The organism is Parasphingorhabdus sp., assembly GCF_039968395.1.
In the GTDB taxonomy this organism is placed as follows: Bacteria; Pseudomonadota; Alphaproteobacteria; order Sphingomonadales; family Sphingomonadaceae; genus Parasphingorhabdus.
Genome location: NZ_JBDVPV010000005.1, coordinates 71278 through 84949, shown reverse-complemented (window position 1 = coordinate 84949; position 13672 = coordinate 71278). Strand labels below are relative to the sequence as shown.

At 54.0% G+C, this 13672-nt stretch carries 14 protein-coding genes and 1 other RNA gene; 12 read left to right on the top strand and 3 right to left on the bottom strand.

The annotated features are described in order from the left end of the window. The first annotated feature begins 93 nt into the window (after window positions 1-93). The 3 genes from ABJI30_RS11130 (at window position 94) to rsmA (ending at window position 3310) form a co-directional block, all read left to right on the top strand. Window positions 94-1458, top strand: coding sequence for a peptidylprolyl isomerase (locus tag ABJI30_RS11130; protein WP_348016766.1), 1365 nt, complete (start codon window positions 94-96; stop codon window positions 1456-1458). An 11-nt stretch (window positions 1459-1469) separates the two neighbouring features. Then, entirely contained in the window at window positions 1470-2465 is a 996-nt protein-coding gene (pdxA, locus tag ABJI30_RS11125) for a 4-hydroxythreonine-4-phosphate dehydrogenase PdxA (protein ID WP_348016765.1), read from the top strand. A 62-nt stretch (window positions 2466-2527) separates the two neighbouring features. Further along, a complete protein-coding gene (gene rsmA, locus ABJI30_RS11120; RefSeq protein WP_348016764.1) occupies window positions 2528-3310 on the top strand; it encodes a 16S rRNA (adenine(1518)-N(6)/adenine(1519)-N(6))-dimethyltransferase RsmA in 783 nt (260 codons plus the stop codon). On the opposite strand, the gene ABJI30_RS11115 is transcribed toward rsmA, so the two are convergent. Further along, the gene (locus ABJI30_RS11115; RefSeq protein ID WP_348016763.1) at window positions 3307-5409 is read right to left on the bottom strand and encodes a malate synthase G; all 2103 of its coding nucleotides are present in this window, start codon (window positions 5407-5409) and stop codon (window positions 3307-3309) included. The genes rsmA and ABJI30_RS11115 overlap by 4 nt on opposite strands. A 189-nt stretch (window positions 5410-5598) precedes the next feature. Here ABJI30_RS11115 and ABJI30_RS11110 point away from each other — a divergent pair, with 189 nt between their 5' ends. The 5 genes from ABJI30_RS11110 to ABJI30_RS11090 all read left to right on the top strand — a co-directional run bounded on the left by ABJI30_RS11110 (window position 5599) and on the right by ABJI30_RS11090 (window position 9908). Beyond that, window positions 5599-6021, top strand: coding sequence for a hypothetical protein (locus ABJI30_RS11110; RefSeq protein ID WP_348016762.1), 423 nt, complete (start codon window positions 5599-5601; stop codon window positions 6019-6021). Window positions 6022-6090: 69 nt separating this feature from the next. Continuing rightward, the gene (locus ABJI30_RS11105; protein WP_348016761.1) at window positions 6091-7299 is read left to right on the top strand and encodes a hydrolase; all 1209 of its coding nucleotides are present in this window, start codon (window positions 6091-6093) and stop codon (window positions 7297-7299) included. Beyond that, window positions 7296-8306, top strand: coding sequence for an arginine N-succinyltransferase (locus ABJI30_RS11100; RefSeq protein WP_348016760.1), 1011 nt, complete (start codon window positions 7296-7298; stop codon window positions 8304-8306). The genes ABJI30_RS11105 and ABJI30_RS11100 overlap by 4 nt, the downstream gene beginning before the upstream one ends. A 7-nt stretch (window positions 8307-8313) precedes the next feature. Next, window positions 8314-9579, top strand: a complete 1266-nt coding sequence (locus ABJI30_RS11095; protein WP_348016759.1) for an N-succinylarginine dihydrolase — start codon at window positions 8314-8316, stop codon at window positions 9577-9579. Window positions 9580-9677: 98 nt separating this feature from the next. Next, window positions 9678-9908, top strand: coding sequence for a hypothetical protein (locus ABJI30_RS11090; protein ID WP_348016758.1), 231 nt, complete (start codon window positions 9678-9680; stop codon window positions 9906-9908). A 68-nt stretch (window positions 9909-9976) separates the two neighbouring features. On the opposite strand, the gene ssrA is transcribed toward ABJI30_RS11090, so the two are convergent. Beyond that, window positions 9977-10368, bottom strand: a transfer-messenger RNA (tmRNA) gene (gene ssrA, locus ABJI30_RS11085). Window positions 10369-10452: 84 nt separating this feature from the next. Next, entirely contained in the window at window positions 10453-10878 is a 426-nt protein-coding gene (mscL, locus tag ABJI30_RS11080; RefSeq protein ID WP_348016757.1) for a large conductance mechanosensitive channel protein MscL, read from the bottom strand. 151 nt (window positions 10879-11029) lie between these two features. On the opposite strand from mscL, the gene ABJI30_RS11075 reads away from it, so the two are divergent. The 4 genes from ABJI30_RS11075 to ABJI30_RS11060 are packed head-to-tail and all read left to right on the top strand — an operon-like array spanning window position 11030 to window position 13672. Next, window positions 11030-11626: a LemA family protein gene (locus ABJI30_RS11075; RefSeq protein WP_348016756.1), complete on the top strand. Its 597-nt coding sequence runs from the start codon at window positions 11030-11032 to the stop codon at window positions 11624-11626. Window positions 11627-11649: 23 nt separating this feature from the next. Continuing rightward, window positions 11650-12456 carry a TPM domain-containing protein gene (locus tag ABJI30_RS11070; protein ID WP_348016755.1) on the top strand — a complete coding sequence of 269 codons (807 nt, stop codon included), beginning with the start codon at window positions 11650-11652 and terminating at the stop codon, window positions 12454-12456. Continuing rightward, window positions 12456-13133, top strand: a complete 678-nt coding sequence (locus ABJI30_RS11065) for a hypothetical protein (protein WP_348016754.1) — start codon at window positions 12456-12458, stop codon at window positions 13131-13133. Before ABJI30_RS11070 ends, ABJI30_RS11065 begins: the two co-directional genes overlap by 1 nt. Continuing rightward, window positions 13130-13672, top strand: coding sequence for an NUDIX hydrolase (locus tag ABJI30_RS11060; protein WP_348016753.1), 543 nt, complete (start codon window positions 13130-13132; stop codon window positions 13670-13672). Before ABJI30_RS11065 ends, ABJI30_RS11060 begins: the two co-directional genes overlap by 4 nt.

Genomic DNA, 13672 nt, shown 5'->3' with positions numbered 1-13672 from the left:
TTAACCAAAGACGGCTCACGGTCATATTGGGTTCAGCGCCCTCTTGGTATAACCTGCGCTAATATTGCTTTGAATTATTGAAAAGAAACAGAAATGATTTTTACGTCGAAGTTGAAAATGAAAAATGCATCGAAAATGGCGATACTTACCGGCGCCTTGCTTTTTGGTGCTTCAAGCTTGTCCGGCCAGACCGTCGCAGATGAGAGCGTGCCACAAGCCGGCCTGAATATTCCTGAAAAGCTGACAATTTTTGGCGAAAACGATCCCAATGTCCGACGTGCTACTGCGGTTGTGAATGGCGACATCATCACGGGGACGGATGTTGGCCATCGTCTGGCGTTGATCGTGGCTGCAAATGGCGGTGAAGTGTCAGATGAAGAACGCAACCGACTGCGCCTGCAGGTCCTTCGGAATCTGATAGATGAAACGCTGCAGATTCAGGAAGCCGAAGCCAACGAGATCGTCATTGCATCGGAAGAAATCAATTCGACCTTCGATCAGGTGGCACGACAGAATTTCAAGCAGGACCTTGATGCATTTGACCAATATTTGCGATCACGCGGTTCCTCCAGTGATACGCTGAAACGGCAGATCAAGGGAGAGCTGGCGTGGAGCAGACTGCTGCGTCGCAACATCCAGCCGTTCATCAATGTTGGCGATGAAGAGGTCAACACGATTATCGAACGTCTTAATGCATCAAAAGGCACCACCGAATATCGCATCGGCGAAATATACATGTCTGCTAATCAGGAGACCGCTGAACAGGTCGCAGTCAATATGCGCAAAATTCTGGAACAAATTCGCGGCGGCGGTTCCTTTGTTGCCTATGCTCGTCAGTTTTCAGAAGCATCGACGGCAGCAACTGGGGGAGACCTGGGCTGGGTTCGCCCCGCACAGCTACCGCAATCACTAGCCGAAACAGCGGTTCAGATGCAGATCGGGCAAGTTGTAGGCCCGGTACAGGTTCCCGGAGGCTTTTCTATCCTGTACCTGATTGATCAACGCCAGATTTTGACCGCCGATCCGCGCAATGCACTTTTGAGCCTGAAACAGCTCGCGATTTCCTTCCCGGAAGGTGTCTCTGAGGCGGAGGCGACTGCCAATGCAGCAGCTTTTGCCGAGGCAACACAGAACATCAAGGGCTGCGGCGCTGCCAATGAAATGGCCAACCAGATCGGTGCTTCGATCGTCGACAATGATCAGGTCCGGCTGAGAGATCTGCCGGGACCGCTGCAAGGCACAATTGCCCAACTGCAAATTGGCCAGGCCAGTCCGCCATTCGGTTCTGTTGAAGAAGGCGTGCGGGTTTTGATCCTGTGCGGTCGTGATGATCCCCAAAGTGCATCTGCACCTTCTTTTGACCAGATCATGTCGCAGCTCGAAAATGAACGGGTAAACAAGCGCGCTCAAATCTATCTGCGCGACTTGAGACGTGACGCCATCATCGAATATAACTGAGAGCCGATGGGGTGAGCAAACCCTTCGCCATTTCCTGCGGCGACCCCTCCGGTATCGGCATTGAAATTATCGGTAAAAGCTGGTCGTTGCGCCAGGAGCACAGTCTGGAGCCATTTTTTGCAATCGGAAATGTTGCCGATTTCGAAAAGCAGGTTGATATTCCCATCGTGAAAATCGGAGAACCCGCGCAGGCCAGAGACGCGTTCGTTCATGCCTTGCCGGTTTTTCATATTCACGACGGAGATGCCGCTACGCCCGGCACCCCCACGCTGGACGGTGCGCAATGTGCATCCCATGCGCTCGAAATTGCCTGCGGCCTCGCCCGCTCGGGAGATGCGGGGGCGATCATTACCGCTCCTGTGTCAAAATCTCAGCTTTACAAGGTCGGCTTTCGATATCCCGGGCAAACGGAATTCGTGTCGGAAAGATGCGGAATTGCCAGAGAAAATGCGGTCATGATGCTCGCTGGCCCCTCCCTGCGGGTTATTCCGATGACGACGCATATTGCATTGAAGGAGGTTCCCGCGCAGCTCACTCGGCAGCTGATTGTTGCGCGTGCAGAAGCTGCAGTAAAAGCCATGATCCGCAATTTCGGTATTCTCCAGCCACGCATCGCCGTGGCTGGTCTGAACCCGCATGCCGGCGAAGACGGCAGTCTGGGAACCGAGGAGAAAACAATCATGATTCCAGCGATCGAGGAACTGCGTTCCGCGGGCATGAATGTTATCGGCCCCCTGCCAGCCGACACGATGTTTCACGACGACGCTCGGGCAAAATATGATGTCGCGCTATGCCCCTATCACGACCAGGCGCTGGTTCCCTTGAAGACGCTTCACTTTTTTGACGGCGTGAACATGACGCTGGGCCTGCCCATTGTCCGAACTTCTCCCGACCACGGAACGGCATTCGAGATTGCCGGCAAGAACATGGCAGACCCGCGCTCGATGATTGCCGCCATTGAAATGGCTGCGATGGCCGTGTCCAATCGTCAGAAATATGACCATTGAACGATAGCCCGAACCCAAAAGACAATCTCCCTCCCCTCCGCGATGTCATCCGGAAACACGGGTTGATTGCCAGCAAATCGCTGGGTCAGAATTTCCTGTTGGATTCCCAATTGCTTGCCCGCATCGCCGCTATTCCGGGCGATCTGGACGGGGAGTCGGTGTTTGAAGTCGGCCCCGGACCGGGCGGATTGACCCGGGCATTGCTTCAGGCAGGTGCTGTAGTCACCGCGGTGGAGCGAGACGAACGGTGTCTCCCCGCGCTTGATGAACTGGGCGATGTGTTCCCCAATCAGCTGAATGTCATCAGCGATGATGCGATGAAGATTGATGCGTCGGAACTGTTCCGGCAACCCTTTCACATCATTTCGAACCTACCGTACAATATTGGTTCTGCATTGCTGGTGAACTGGCTATCCCGGGGCGACTGGCCGCCGGCGTGGAAATCGCTGACACTCATGTTTCAACGCGAAGTGGCCGAACGTATCGTCGCGCGTGAAGGCTCATCAACATATGGGCGTCTATCGATATTGGCGCAGTGGAGAAGCGAGGCCAGACTGGCCATGCCGGTGCATCGATCAGCTTTCACCCCGCCGCCAAAAGTCATGTCAGCTGTCGTGCACCTGACTCCCAAGGCGCAACCCGATGGCGTGATCCCGAGCGTCCTTGAGAATCTGACGCAGGCGGCGTTCAGCCAGCGCCGCAAGATGCTTCGACAAAGTCTGAAAGGACTGCGCGGCGGCCTCGAGGCTCTGGAAGCGGTCAGCATTGAGGGCACGCGCCGACCAGATACCGTCAGCGTTGCTGAATTTACGGCGCTTGCTCGCCAGCTTTCACAAAAGGTCTAGCTACCCTTTAACTTGCGGCGATAGGCATGCAGCAGCGGTTCGGTATATCCGCTTGGCTGTTCCACGCCCTTGAAGACCAGATCGCGCGCCGCCTGAAACGCCAGGCTGCTATCGGGATTGTCCGCCATCGGACGATAGAGCGGATCACCCGCATTCTGTCCATCGACCTTCGCTGCCATCCGCAACAATGCGGCGTCAACCTGTTCGGCGCTGCAAACCCCGTGCAGCATCCAGTTGGCCATATGCTGCGATGATATCCGCAAGGTTGCGCGATCTTCCATCAGCCCGACATCATTGATATCCGGAACCTTTGAACAGCCGATGCCTTGATCAACCCAGCGCACCACATATCCCAATATGCCCTGTGCGTTATTGTCCAGTTCGCGTTCAATTTCATCATCAGACCAATTGTGGCCATCTGCCAAAGGAATGGTCAGCAATTTGCCCAATGCAGGTATTTCCTGACCGGTGATTTCTTGTTGGCGCGCAAACACATCCAGTCTGTGATAGTGGATCGCATGCAATGTGGCCGCAGTCGGGCTGGGCACCCAGGCGGTATTTGCACCCGTCATAGGGTGGCCGATTTTTTGCTCCATCATGTCCGCCATCATATCCGGAGCGGCCCACATGCCTTTGCCAATCTGCGCCTTGCCGGACATGCCGCAAGCCAGGCCAATGGCCACGTTGCGATCTTCATAGGACTGGATCCAGTCACTGGATTTCATATCCGCTTTGGCAACCATCGCACCGCCCTGCATGCTGGTGTGAATTTCATCGCCGGTGCGATCCAGAAAACCGGTGTTGATAAACACGATCCGGTCTTTCACAGCATGAATACAGGCCGCAAGATTGGCAGATGTCCGGCGTTCTTCGTCCATCACGCCAACTTTGATCGTGTTGCGCACCAGTCCAAGCAGATCTTCAACCGCATCAAACTGATCGTTGGTGAATGCACATTCTTCCGGCCCGTGCATTTTTGGTTTCACGATATAGATCGAGCCGGCTTTGCTGTTGCGATAGGTGCCAAGCGCCTTCAGATCATGCATGGAAATCAGGCTGGTAAACACACCGTCGAGCAATCCTTCCGGAGCTTCTGAACCATCCGCCAGCAACACGGCCGGATTGGTCATCAGATGGCCGACGTTGCGGACGAACATCAGGCTGCGACCTGCGAGCGCAATGGCGTTACCTTCCTGATCGACATATTCGCGATCCGGATTTGCCCGGCGCTCCGCTTCTTGGCCGCCTTTCATGAATTTCGCGGCAAGATCACCGCGCATCAGGCCCAGCCAGTTGGTATAGGCAAGCACCTTGTCTTCTGCATCCACCGCAGCGACCGAATCTTCCATATCGATAATCGTGGTCAGCGCTGCTTCCATAAGGACATCGGCAATATGAGCCGGATCGTCTTTGCCGATGGGGTGATTGGCATTAATCGCAATTTCAACGTGCAGTCCGTTATGCTTGAGCAACAGTGAATCGCCATTGCGACCAACCAATTGAGTCGCGTCTGCCAAAGCAGGTTCACCGCCGGTATATTCCGTCCAGGACCCCGAGCTTAGCGGGAAGGTTTCATCCAGAAACGCCTTTGCCGCCTTGATCACCGCCGCGCCGCGTACGGGATCATAGCCGCCCGGCTGTGCCGGCGCGGCATCGAGAGCATCCGTCCCGTAAAAGGCGTCGTAAAGACTGCCCCAGCGCGCATTGGCTGCGTTCAGAACAAACCTGTCATTCAGCGACGGCACCACCAATTGCGGGCCGGCCATTGTAGCAATTTCAGGGTCAACATTTTCAGTCGTGATTGAAAATGGGGCCGGTTCATCGACCAGATAGCCAATCTCCTGCAGAAAAGCCTGGTACTGGTCCTGATCAACCGGCTGGCCTTGCTGATCACGATGCCACTGATCAATCTGCGCCTGAATCGTCTCCCGTTTCGCCAGCAGTTCCGCGTTTACGGGCGCAAAACGGCCAAGCAGATCGGCAAAACCTGCCCAGAATTTTTCCTGATCGACGCCGGTTCCGGGCAATGCCCTTTCGTTCACAAAACGAAACAGTTCCGTAGCGATCTGCACGCCATTCTGTTTGACATATTCGGACATTGTTGATTCCCTTTAATATAACGTTCCGCGAGACTTTCGCGAATATCCGCGAAGGCACACTGATGATTTAAGCCCGGGGAGGAATCGGCTGGAACCTATGCCGGGCAGCGAGGTTTTTGTAAATGACGGAAATCGAAAATCATATTGAATCATTGCCGACCTTCGGAGGATCGTTCACACATCACGATAATGGACCGCACACAGAAACTGGCACTGGTTGAAACCAGCCTGGAACGCACAGCTGATCAGCTCGGCGATATCACCAAACCCGTAATCGAACGTTATTACGCATTGCATCCTGATGCCCGGGCATCATTTAACGAACATGGGCTGGGCAATGCTGTGCAGCTCGAAACGGAAATGGTGGATTCGGTACTCTATTGTTTGATGAACTGGGTTGACCGACCCGAAGAGATCAGAATCATGTTCGGCAGTACCGTCCCCCATCACGAAGAAACCTTGCATGTGCATATTGACTGGTTTGGCGGACTGGTCGACGCCGCGGTTCAAATCATCATGGAAACCATCCCCGAGTCCAGGCTTGACGAGCGTGATCTCTGGACCGGCATCCATGGCGAACTGACAGAGTTGATCCGGGACGCGCAAAACTGAACAGAGCCAATCTGGCCTTGTCGCCGGAATCAGGTGGTCACAACTGATTGCAATTGCTATCAGTTTGGGATGACGATTGAATCTCTCCCGGAACGCCGCTGTCTCGAAAATGCAAATGGCTTGCCATTGCTTGAACGGACGGAAAACTGGGCCAAAATCAACAGTGGATCAACTAATCTGGAAGGATTAAAAACGGTAAGCGGGCTGCTTGCTGACGCGTTTTCAGTACTGCCCGGAACTGTGGAACTCGTAGATCCAGCGCCTGTAGATGCGGTTCGACAAGATGGCACCATAGATCAGGTTCAGCGCGGCCAGCATCTCGTCGCCAAAATCCGCCCCGATGCCGCGCACCGCATTCTTTTGACCGGTCATATGGATACTGTGTTCCCCGCCGATCACAGCTTTCAAAAGCTGACATGGCTGGAAGACGGCGTGCTCGGAGGCCCCGGTGTGGCGGACATGAAGGGCGGGCTGTCCGTGATGCTCGGCGCCCTGCAATTGCTCGAACAAAGCGACGTGGCCAGCAAAATCGGTTATGACATCATGATCAACAGCGATGAAGAAACGGGATCCGCATCCTCTGCCAAACTGATTACACAATGTGCGGAAGGCAAACTCGCAGCGCTCACCTACGAACCGGCCCTGCCCGACGGCACGCTCGCCGGAGAGCGCGGTGGCAGCGGCAATTTCTCGATCATTTTCACCGGCAAAAGTGCACATGCCGGACGCAATCCGGATGAAGGTCGCAATGCGCTGATTGCCGCGGCAGATATGGCGCTAAAGCTAAAGGCGTTGCACCGCGAAGGCCTAAGCGTGAATCCCGCGAAAATCGATGGTGGCGGCCCGAACAACGCAGTTCCTGAACATGCCATATTGCGCGTCAACTTCCGTCCGAAATCGCTTGAAGATCAGGCTGATGCTCAAGCCGCACTGGACAGGTTGGTGCAATCCATTGCTACGGAACATGACCTTGATGTGCATTGTCATGGCGGTTTCGGACGCCCCCCGAAACCAATTGATGGGCAAGCGCAGAAGCTGTTCGATCTGGTCAAACGATGCGGATCGGATCTCGGACTGGATATTGCCTGGCGCGCAACCGGAGGCGTTTGCGACGGAAACAATATCGCCGCTTGCGGCATACCGGTGGTCGATACTATGGGCGTACGGGGCGGGGCCATACATAGTTCGGATGAGTTTTTGATCACCGACAGTCTGGTCGAACGCACACAGTTATCGGCACTGACAATCATGCGGATTGCCGAAAAGGGAGGCTTATGAGTTTTCGGATACGTGCCGCGCAGATGGATGATCTGCAGCATCTCTATGAAATGGCAAAATTGACTGGTGGCGGTTTTACCAACCTGCCAGCTGACAAGGACAGCCTGACCGCAAAGCTCGAACGCTCTGCCAATGCCTATGACCGAGCGGATGACGAGCATGGCAACGATCTGTTTGTCATGGTTCTCGAAAATGTCGAGACCGGTGTCGTGCGGGGGACCTCACAACTGTTCACAATGGTCGGTCAAAGCTGGCCGTTCTATTCCTACCGGCTCAGCAATCTCTCTCAGACCAGCAAAGAGCTAGACCGCACATTTACGGCGCAGATGCTCAGTCTGGTTACCGATCTGGAAGGATCGAGCGAAGTGGGCGGGCTTTTTCTGCATCCCGGCGAACGCGCCGGCGGTTTGGGCATGCTTCTGGCACGCAGCCGCTATCTTTTCATCAAGGAGCATCGCAGCCGTTTTGGTGATCGTTTGTTTGCCGAGTTAAGGGGCGTCATCGACGAGGCTGGCGGCTCGCCGTTCTGGGATGGTCTGGCGGGTCGGTTTTTCGGGATGAATTTTCAGGAGGCGGATTATTTCAACGCCATTCACGGCAACCAGTTTATCGCCGATCTGATGCCCAAACATCCCATCTATACTGCGATGCTCAGCGAGACAGCGCGGGCGGCGATTGGCATACCTCATCCCAATGGGCGCGCAGCAATGCGGATGCTGGAGAACGAAAATTTCTCCTATGACGGCTATGTCGATATTTTCGATGGCGGCCCAACGATGATTGCCAAAACCGATGATGTTACCAGCATCAGAAATTCCAGGAAGTCGACCATCACGGCAATTAGTGAACGGGGCACAAAATCAATAGTCTCCCGCGGCAGACTTCATGATTTTCAGGCGACTTATGCACTGGTCCATCAGGACGGTGACGGCGTCACTATCGATCAGGAAGGGGCTGACATATTGGGCCTTTCCGTGGGCGATCAGGTCCGCCACATCCCCCGATGAGTGAGTCATGAACAGGATACAGGAAATCAATTTCGACGGAATTATCGGACCAAGTCACAATTATGCTGGGCTGAGTCTTGGAAACATCGCCTCGTCATCCAATGCTGGTGAAATGTCCTATCCGCGCCAGGCGGCATTGCAGGGCCTCGCGAAGATGCGACACAATCTGGACCTTGGTCTGACGCAAGGCTTTTTCATGCCGCTTGACCGACCCAATGACGATTGGCTCGATTCTCTGGGGACCGACAGCGACAATGCCGAACCTCATATCAGGGCAGCCAGCTATTCTGCCTCCGCGATGTGGGCTGCCAATGCGGCCACAATCTCCCCTGCCCCGGACAGCAATGATAGTAGATGCCATCTGACTGTCGCCAATCTTCGAACGATGCCGCATCGCAGTCATGAATGGCCAGGAACGCTGGCGCAGTTGCAAATCGCTTTTGGCGATAAGTCCTGCTTCGCGGTTCATAATCCGGTTCCGCCGGCCTTTGGTGATGAAGGCGCCGCCAATCATATGCGGCTATGTGTTTCACATGACAGTCCGGGAGTGGAAGTTTTCGTCTACGGAGAAAGTGGCGGTCCCTACCCGGCGCGTCAGCATATTGAAGCTGGCAAGGCAATTTCGCGCACCCATGACTTGTCTGATGACAAGGTGCTTTTCACACAACAATCGAACGAGGCCATTGCTGCGGGCGCGTTCCACAATGACGTCGTCGCGGTCGCAAATGGTCCGGTGTTGTTCGCACATGAGCAGGCCTTCGAACATCGCGATCAATTTTATGCCGAACTGGAGCAGAAATTTCCCGAAGTCGAAATCGTGACCGTTCCGGCCGACAAGGTCAGTCTGAATGACGCCATCAAGTCCTATCTGTTCAACGCACAATTGGTGACGCTGCCCGGCAATGCGGGCATGGCTTTGATTCTGCCTACGGAAGCCAGGGAAAATCTGGCAGTCTGGAGCTATCTGGAAGAGCTGATTGCGGGCAACGGACCGATCAGAAAACTTTGTCCGGTCGACGTTCGACAGTCGATGGCCAATGGCGGCGGACCAGCATGTCTGCGCTTGCGCGTTGTCGCCGACCCCGAAACCGTCGATCAGCGGTTCATCGCTTCCCCTGAAAAACTCGACCAGATCGCTGCTGTAGTTGAACAATATTGGCCGGAGAATATTGTCCCGGCCCAACTGGCTGAAACGGGATTGAAGGATAAAATCCGGACGGCGCGCAGTGCGTTGCTGAAATCTTGCGGACTGGCTCAACTGGACAGGGGATAATTGTCCTTCAACTGTCGAATTAATTTACAGTTAACTAGTCGGATACTCAAAAAACGGCAGTATTCTGCAGGTGGCACAGCACTTGCTAAGAAATAGGCATGTGGAAAAAATTCAAACGTCTCTTTGTTATCAAGACGAAATTTGAGGCGTTCCTGATCACATATGCCCTTGCTACAGGTGCCGTCGCACGCGGTCAGGCTTACCTGATTGAATATCCGGGCTTTGGGGGAAAACTGCTTTTTCTGGCCACAACCGGCGCTGTATTTTTGGCGGGTGCGAAGATGCTCGAAGCCATTGAATTGCACAAGGCTTACGGCGAGGACTACTAGTCCGGTCAACCCAATGTCAGTGAGAACATGGCGAGGATCGGTGTTGCCCGGTGATCTGTCTGGAAGAAGGTGGTGAGCTTCTGTTGCCCGGTGCTCACCAAACCGCTGAATTCCCTTCTGTTGCCCGGTGGGTTCAACCGCGCTTTAACTTCTTAAGTTACAACCGTGAGGTCGTTGGCTTAAGCCGCTACTGCGAGTGCTTCGTTATCGTTTGCACTTATAGTTATGAGCAATCACGGCATACTCAGGCCGGGTAAAAATAATGCTTTTCAACACACGTCGATCCTGGTTCGGCCCCGTCAATCAAAGCGATTTCCGCAAAACAGAAATCGCTGCAAATGGTGGAGCCGCCGGGTACTGCCCCCGGGTCCGCTGTGCCTATTGCACATCACAATTTATCACCATAGTCAGCCGAAGCCGACAGGGCCTATATAGGCGCTTAAATCTGAATGAAAAGAGAATGCCGGGGATAACGGAACGAAAATGGGCGTGGATATCACTATCCACGCCCATAACTGTTACTGACAAACGTTTGATTCTGCGATTATTTTTTCAAATTGTCGCGAATTTCCGTCAACAGGTCAATTTCGCTTGGACCCGGATCCGGAGCCTCGTCTTCTGCCTTTTTCATCACCTTGTTTGCATAGCGAACAATCATGAAGATGATGAACGCCAGAATGATGAAGTTAATGACAACAGTCAAAAACTGGCCCCAGCCGAGCATGGGAACGCCTGCTTCTTTAAGAGCGGCATAGTCATTCATCGCACCGGCATAGTCTGCAGGTGGTGAACCCAGCAATATGAACATGGTTGTAAAATCCGGTGTGCCGAAAACCGCACTGACAACCGGCATGATCACATCTTCCGTCAATGATGTGGTGATCGTGGCAAACGCGGCTCCGATGATAACGGCGACGGCCAGATCCAGCACATTCCCCTTCAATATAAACGCCTTGAATTCTTCCAACATAATATTCTCCTCTTCCCCTGAGACACCGGATTTATTGCCCGATAACATGGCACTTGTCGAGTGAAGTCATTGCATTTGCGTCTCAAAATACCTATTTTTACAGTGGATGGGGTGCAGGAACTTGCTGTGCCGAAAAGTGGGAGATTTTAAAATGCTTGGCAAACTAACCAAATTTATTGCGGTACCAGTAATGGCCCTCGCGCTGAGTGCTTGCGGAATCAACAGTGTTCCGACTGCTGAAGAACAGGCAAAAGCCAAATGGGCGGATGTGCAAACATATTATCAACGCCGCGCTGACTTGATCCCTAATCTGGTGGAAACCGTCAAAGGAGCCGCAGCAAGTGAACAGGCGATTTTGACTGGCGTGGTTGAAGCGCGAGCGAAAGCAACTTCTATCCAAGTGAACGCCAGTGAGCTGGGAGATGTCTCAAAGATGGCTGAATATGCGGCAGCTCAAGGTGCCCTAAGTCAAAATATCGGCAGGTTACTTGCCACCGTCGAAGCGTATCCGGATATCAAATCCAATCAGAATTACATAGCGCTACAAAGTCAGATCGAAGGTGCGGAGAATCGTATTGCGATCGCTAGGCGTGACTACAATGAAGCGGTCCGGCAGTATAATACCACCATCCGGACCTTTCCAGATATTATTGGTGCCAAGATCATCCACGGTGCTGAACCGATGGCACCGTTCGAAGCTGTCAGCGAAGGTGCCGAAGAAGCTCCAAACGTAAGTTTCGGTAGCTGATGCAGCATAGATTGACTCAATCGGTGAAGGCGCTCTTGGCATCAATTGCGATTGCCTTCACCATTTTTTCCTTACCCGCCGCAGCCCAAAACTTTCCCGAGCTTACCGGCCGTGTCGTGGATCAGGCAGACTTGCTGGATCCTGCGCAGGAAGCCGATCTGACTACCCGATTGGCGGATGTAGAGGCGCAATCCAATCGCCAGTTTGTGGTTGCGACGGTCAATAGTCTCGAAGGCTATGACATTGCCGACTATGGCTATCAACTGGGCCGGGCCTGGGCGATTGGTCAGGATGGCGATGGCGAGACGGAAAAAGACAATGGTATCATCTTGCTGGTTGCGCCCAACGAGCGGAAAGTTCGAATAGAGGTCGGCTATGGGCTGGAAGGTATCATGACTGATGCCCTGTCCAGCATCATCATCCAGAACGACATCCTTCCGCGGTTCCGGGATGGGAACATGCCAGCCGGCATCATCGCCGGTGTGGACCGAATTTCAGTCCAGCTTGCCTTGCCCGAAGAAGAGGCCCGTCTGCTGGCGCAACAGGCCGGACAACGGTCGAATAGCGGCGACCGGGAAAATGTCGGTCTGATGGTTTTCTGGGCCTTTGTGCTCATCTTCTTTGTCATTATTCCGATGTTCTCGAACAGAAAGGGAAAGCGATATCGCCGCGGAGCTGGTCCAGTTGTCATCTGGGGCGGCGGCGGTTCCGGCTGGGGTAGCAGCGGCAGCAGTGGTTCCAGCTGGGGCGGCGGAGGCGGCTTTGGGGGAGGCGGATTCAGTGGCGGCGGAGGAAGCTTCGGTGGCGGCGGCGCCTCGGGAGGCTGGTGATGAGAAAAGTCAGTCAGTTCACTGCCGATGATCACAACGTCGTAACCTCTGCTGTCTCCGAAGCGGAAAAAGAGACCAATGGTGAAATCGTCACGATCGTCACGGAGCAATCGGATCACTATGGCGACGTGGCCTGGGCAATTTCAGGACTGGTCGCGCTGACCGCACTGCTTGTGATCAGCCTGTTCCCTGAAATCTATCTGAATATACTCGACTGGATGTCGGGCGGATGGAGCGGAATGACCGCCCTGCCTTACTGGATGCTGTTTGCTTTTGCGGCACTGAAGTTCTTCGGGACGAGACTGATACTGATCTGGAAGCCGTTACTGTTCCTGCTCATTCCTCCGCCCATCAAGAATGCGCGCGTCCGCAAAAGAGCCGTTTCCCTGTTCACAGTTTCTACAGATCACAGAACCGTCGGCCGGACGGGTATATTGCTGTATCTTTCGATGCGCGAACATCGCGCTGAAATCGTTGCCGATGATGCGATCGTCGAGAAAGTGGAACCCGCTGTTTGGGGCGATGCCATGGTTGCGCTGATTGATCTGGTGCGCAGCGGCAGGCCGGGTGAAGGAATGGCAGAAGCAGTGAAGCAAATGGGTGTTGTCTTGTCCGAACATTTTCCCAAGACTGACAATAATCCCAACGAGCTGCCTGATCGGTTGATCGAACTTTGAGCCATTATGATGACGACTCCCCCGTAGAAACCATGTGGGAAGGCCGTTTCGTAACGGCAAAGCGCAAGGGAAAATGGGAATATGTTTCCCGTAGCCGAGGCATCAGGGCCGCTGTCATTCTTGCGATTGATGACGATCCCGACGATGGTCAGCATGTCATATTGGTCGAACAGTTTCGTGTACCCCTGGGCAAAAACTGCATAGAATTGCCTGCAGGCCTGGTTGGTGATCATGACGCCAGCGCCGATGAGGACGCAGCGACGGCCGCGATCCGGGAGTTGGAAGAGGAAACCGGATATCATGCCGATCACATGGAAGATTGCGGAGAGTTTTATTCATCCCCCGGCATGGTCTCCGAGAGCTTTTCGCTATTCAAGGCGGATGGGCTGACCAAAACCGGCGAAGGTGGCGGCGTGGATGGAGAAGATATCGCGGTCCACCGTGTTGCGCTCGACAAACTGGACAAGTTCATCGAAGAAAAACGTGCGCAAGATGCGGGCATTGATGTGAGGCTATTGCTCCTTCTGCAACCGCGCTGA

Excerpts from the sequence above, each read along its gene's own strand:
- ABJI30_RS11130 (WP_348016766.1), top strand. The coding sequence starts at position 94 with ATGATTTTTACGTCGAAGTTGAAAATGAAAAATGCATCGAAAATGGCG.
- ABJI30_RS11115 (WP_348016763.1), bottom strand. The coding sequence starts at position 5,409 with ATGTCCGAATATGTCAAACAGAATGGCGTGCAGATCGCTACGGAACTG.
- ABJI30_RS11110 (WP_348016762.1), top strand. The coding sequence starts at position 5,599 with ATGGACCGCACACAGAAACTGGCACTGGTTGAAACCAGCCTGGAACGC.
- ABJI30_RS11105 (WP_348016761.1), top strand. The coding sequence starts at position 6,091 with ATGACGATTGAATCTCTCCCGGAACGCCGCTGTCTCGAAAATGCAAAT.
- ABJI30_RS11100 (WP_348016760.1), top strand. The coding sequence starts at position 7,296 with ATGAGTTTTCGGATACGTGCCGCGCAGATGGATGATCTGCAGCATCTC.
- ABJI30_RS11095 (WP_348016759.1), top strand. The coding sequence starts at position 8,314 with ATGAACAGGATACAGGAAATCAATTTCGACGGAATTATCGGACCAAGT.
- ABJI30_RS11090 (WP_348016758.1), top strand. The coding sequence starts at position 9,678 with ATGTGGAAAAAATTCAAACGTCTCTTTGTTATCAAGACGAAATTTGAG.
- mscL (WP_348016757.1), bottom strand. The coding sequence starts at position 10,878 with ATGTTGGAAGAATTCAAGGCGTTTATATTGAAGGGGAATGTGCTGGAT.
- ABJI30_RS11075 (WP_348016756.1), top strand. The coding sequence starts at position 11,030 with ATGCTTGGCAAACTAACCAAATTTATTGCGGTACCAGTAATGGCCCTC.
- ABJI30_RS11065 (WP_348016754.1), top strand. The coding sequence starts at position 12,456 with ATGAGAAAAGTCAGTCAGTTCACTGCCGATGATCACAACGTCGTAACC.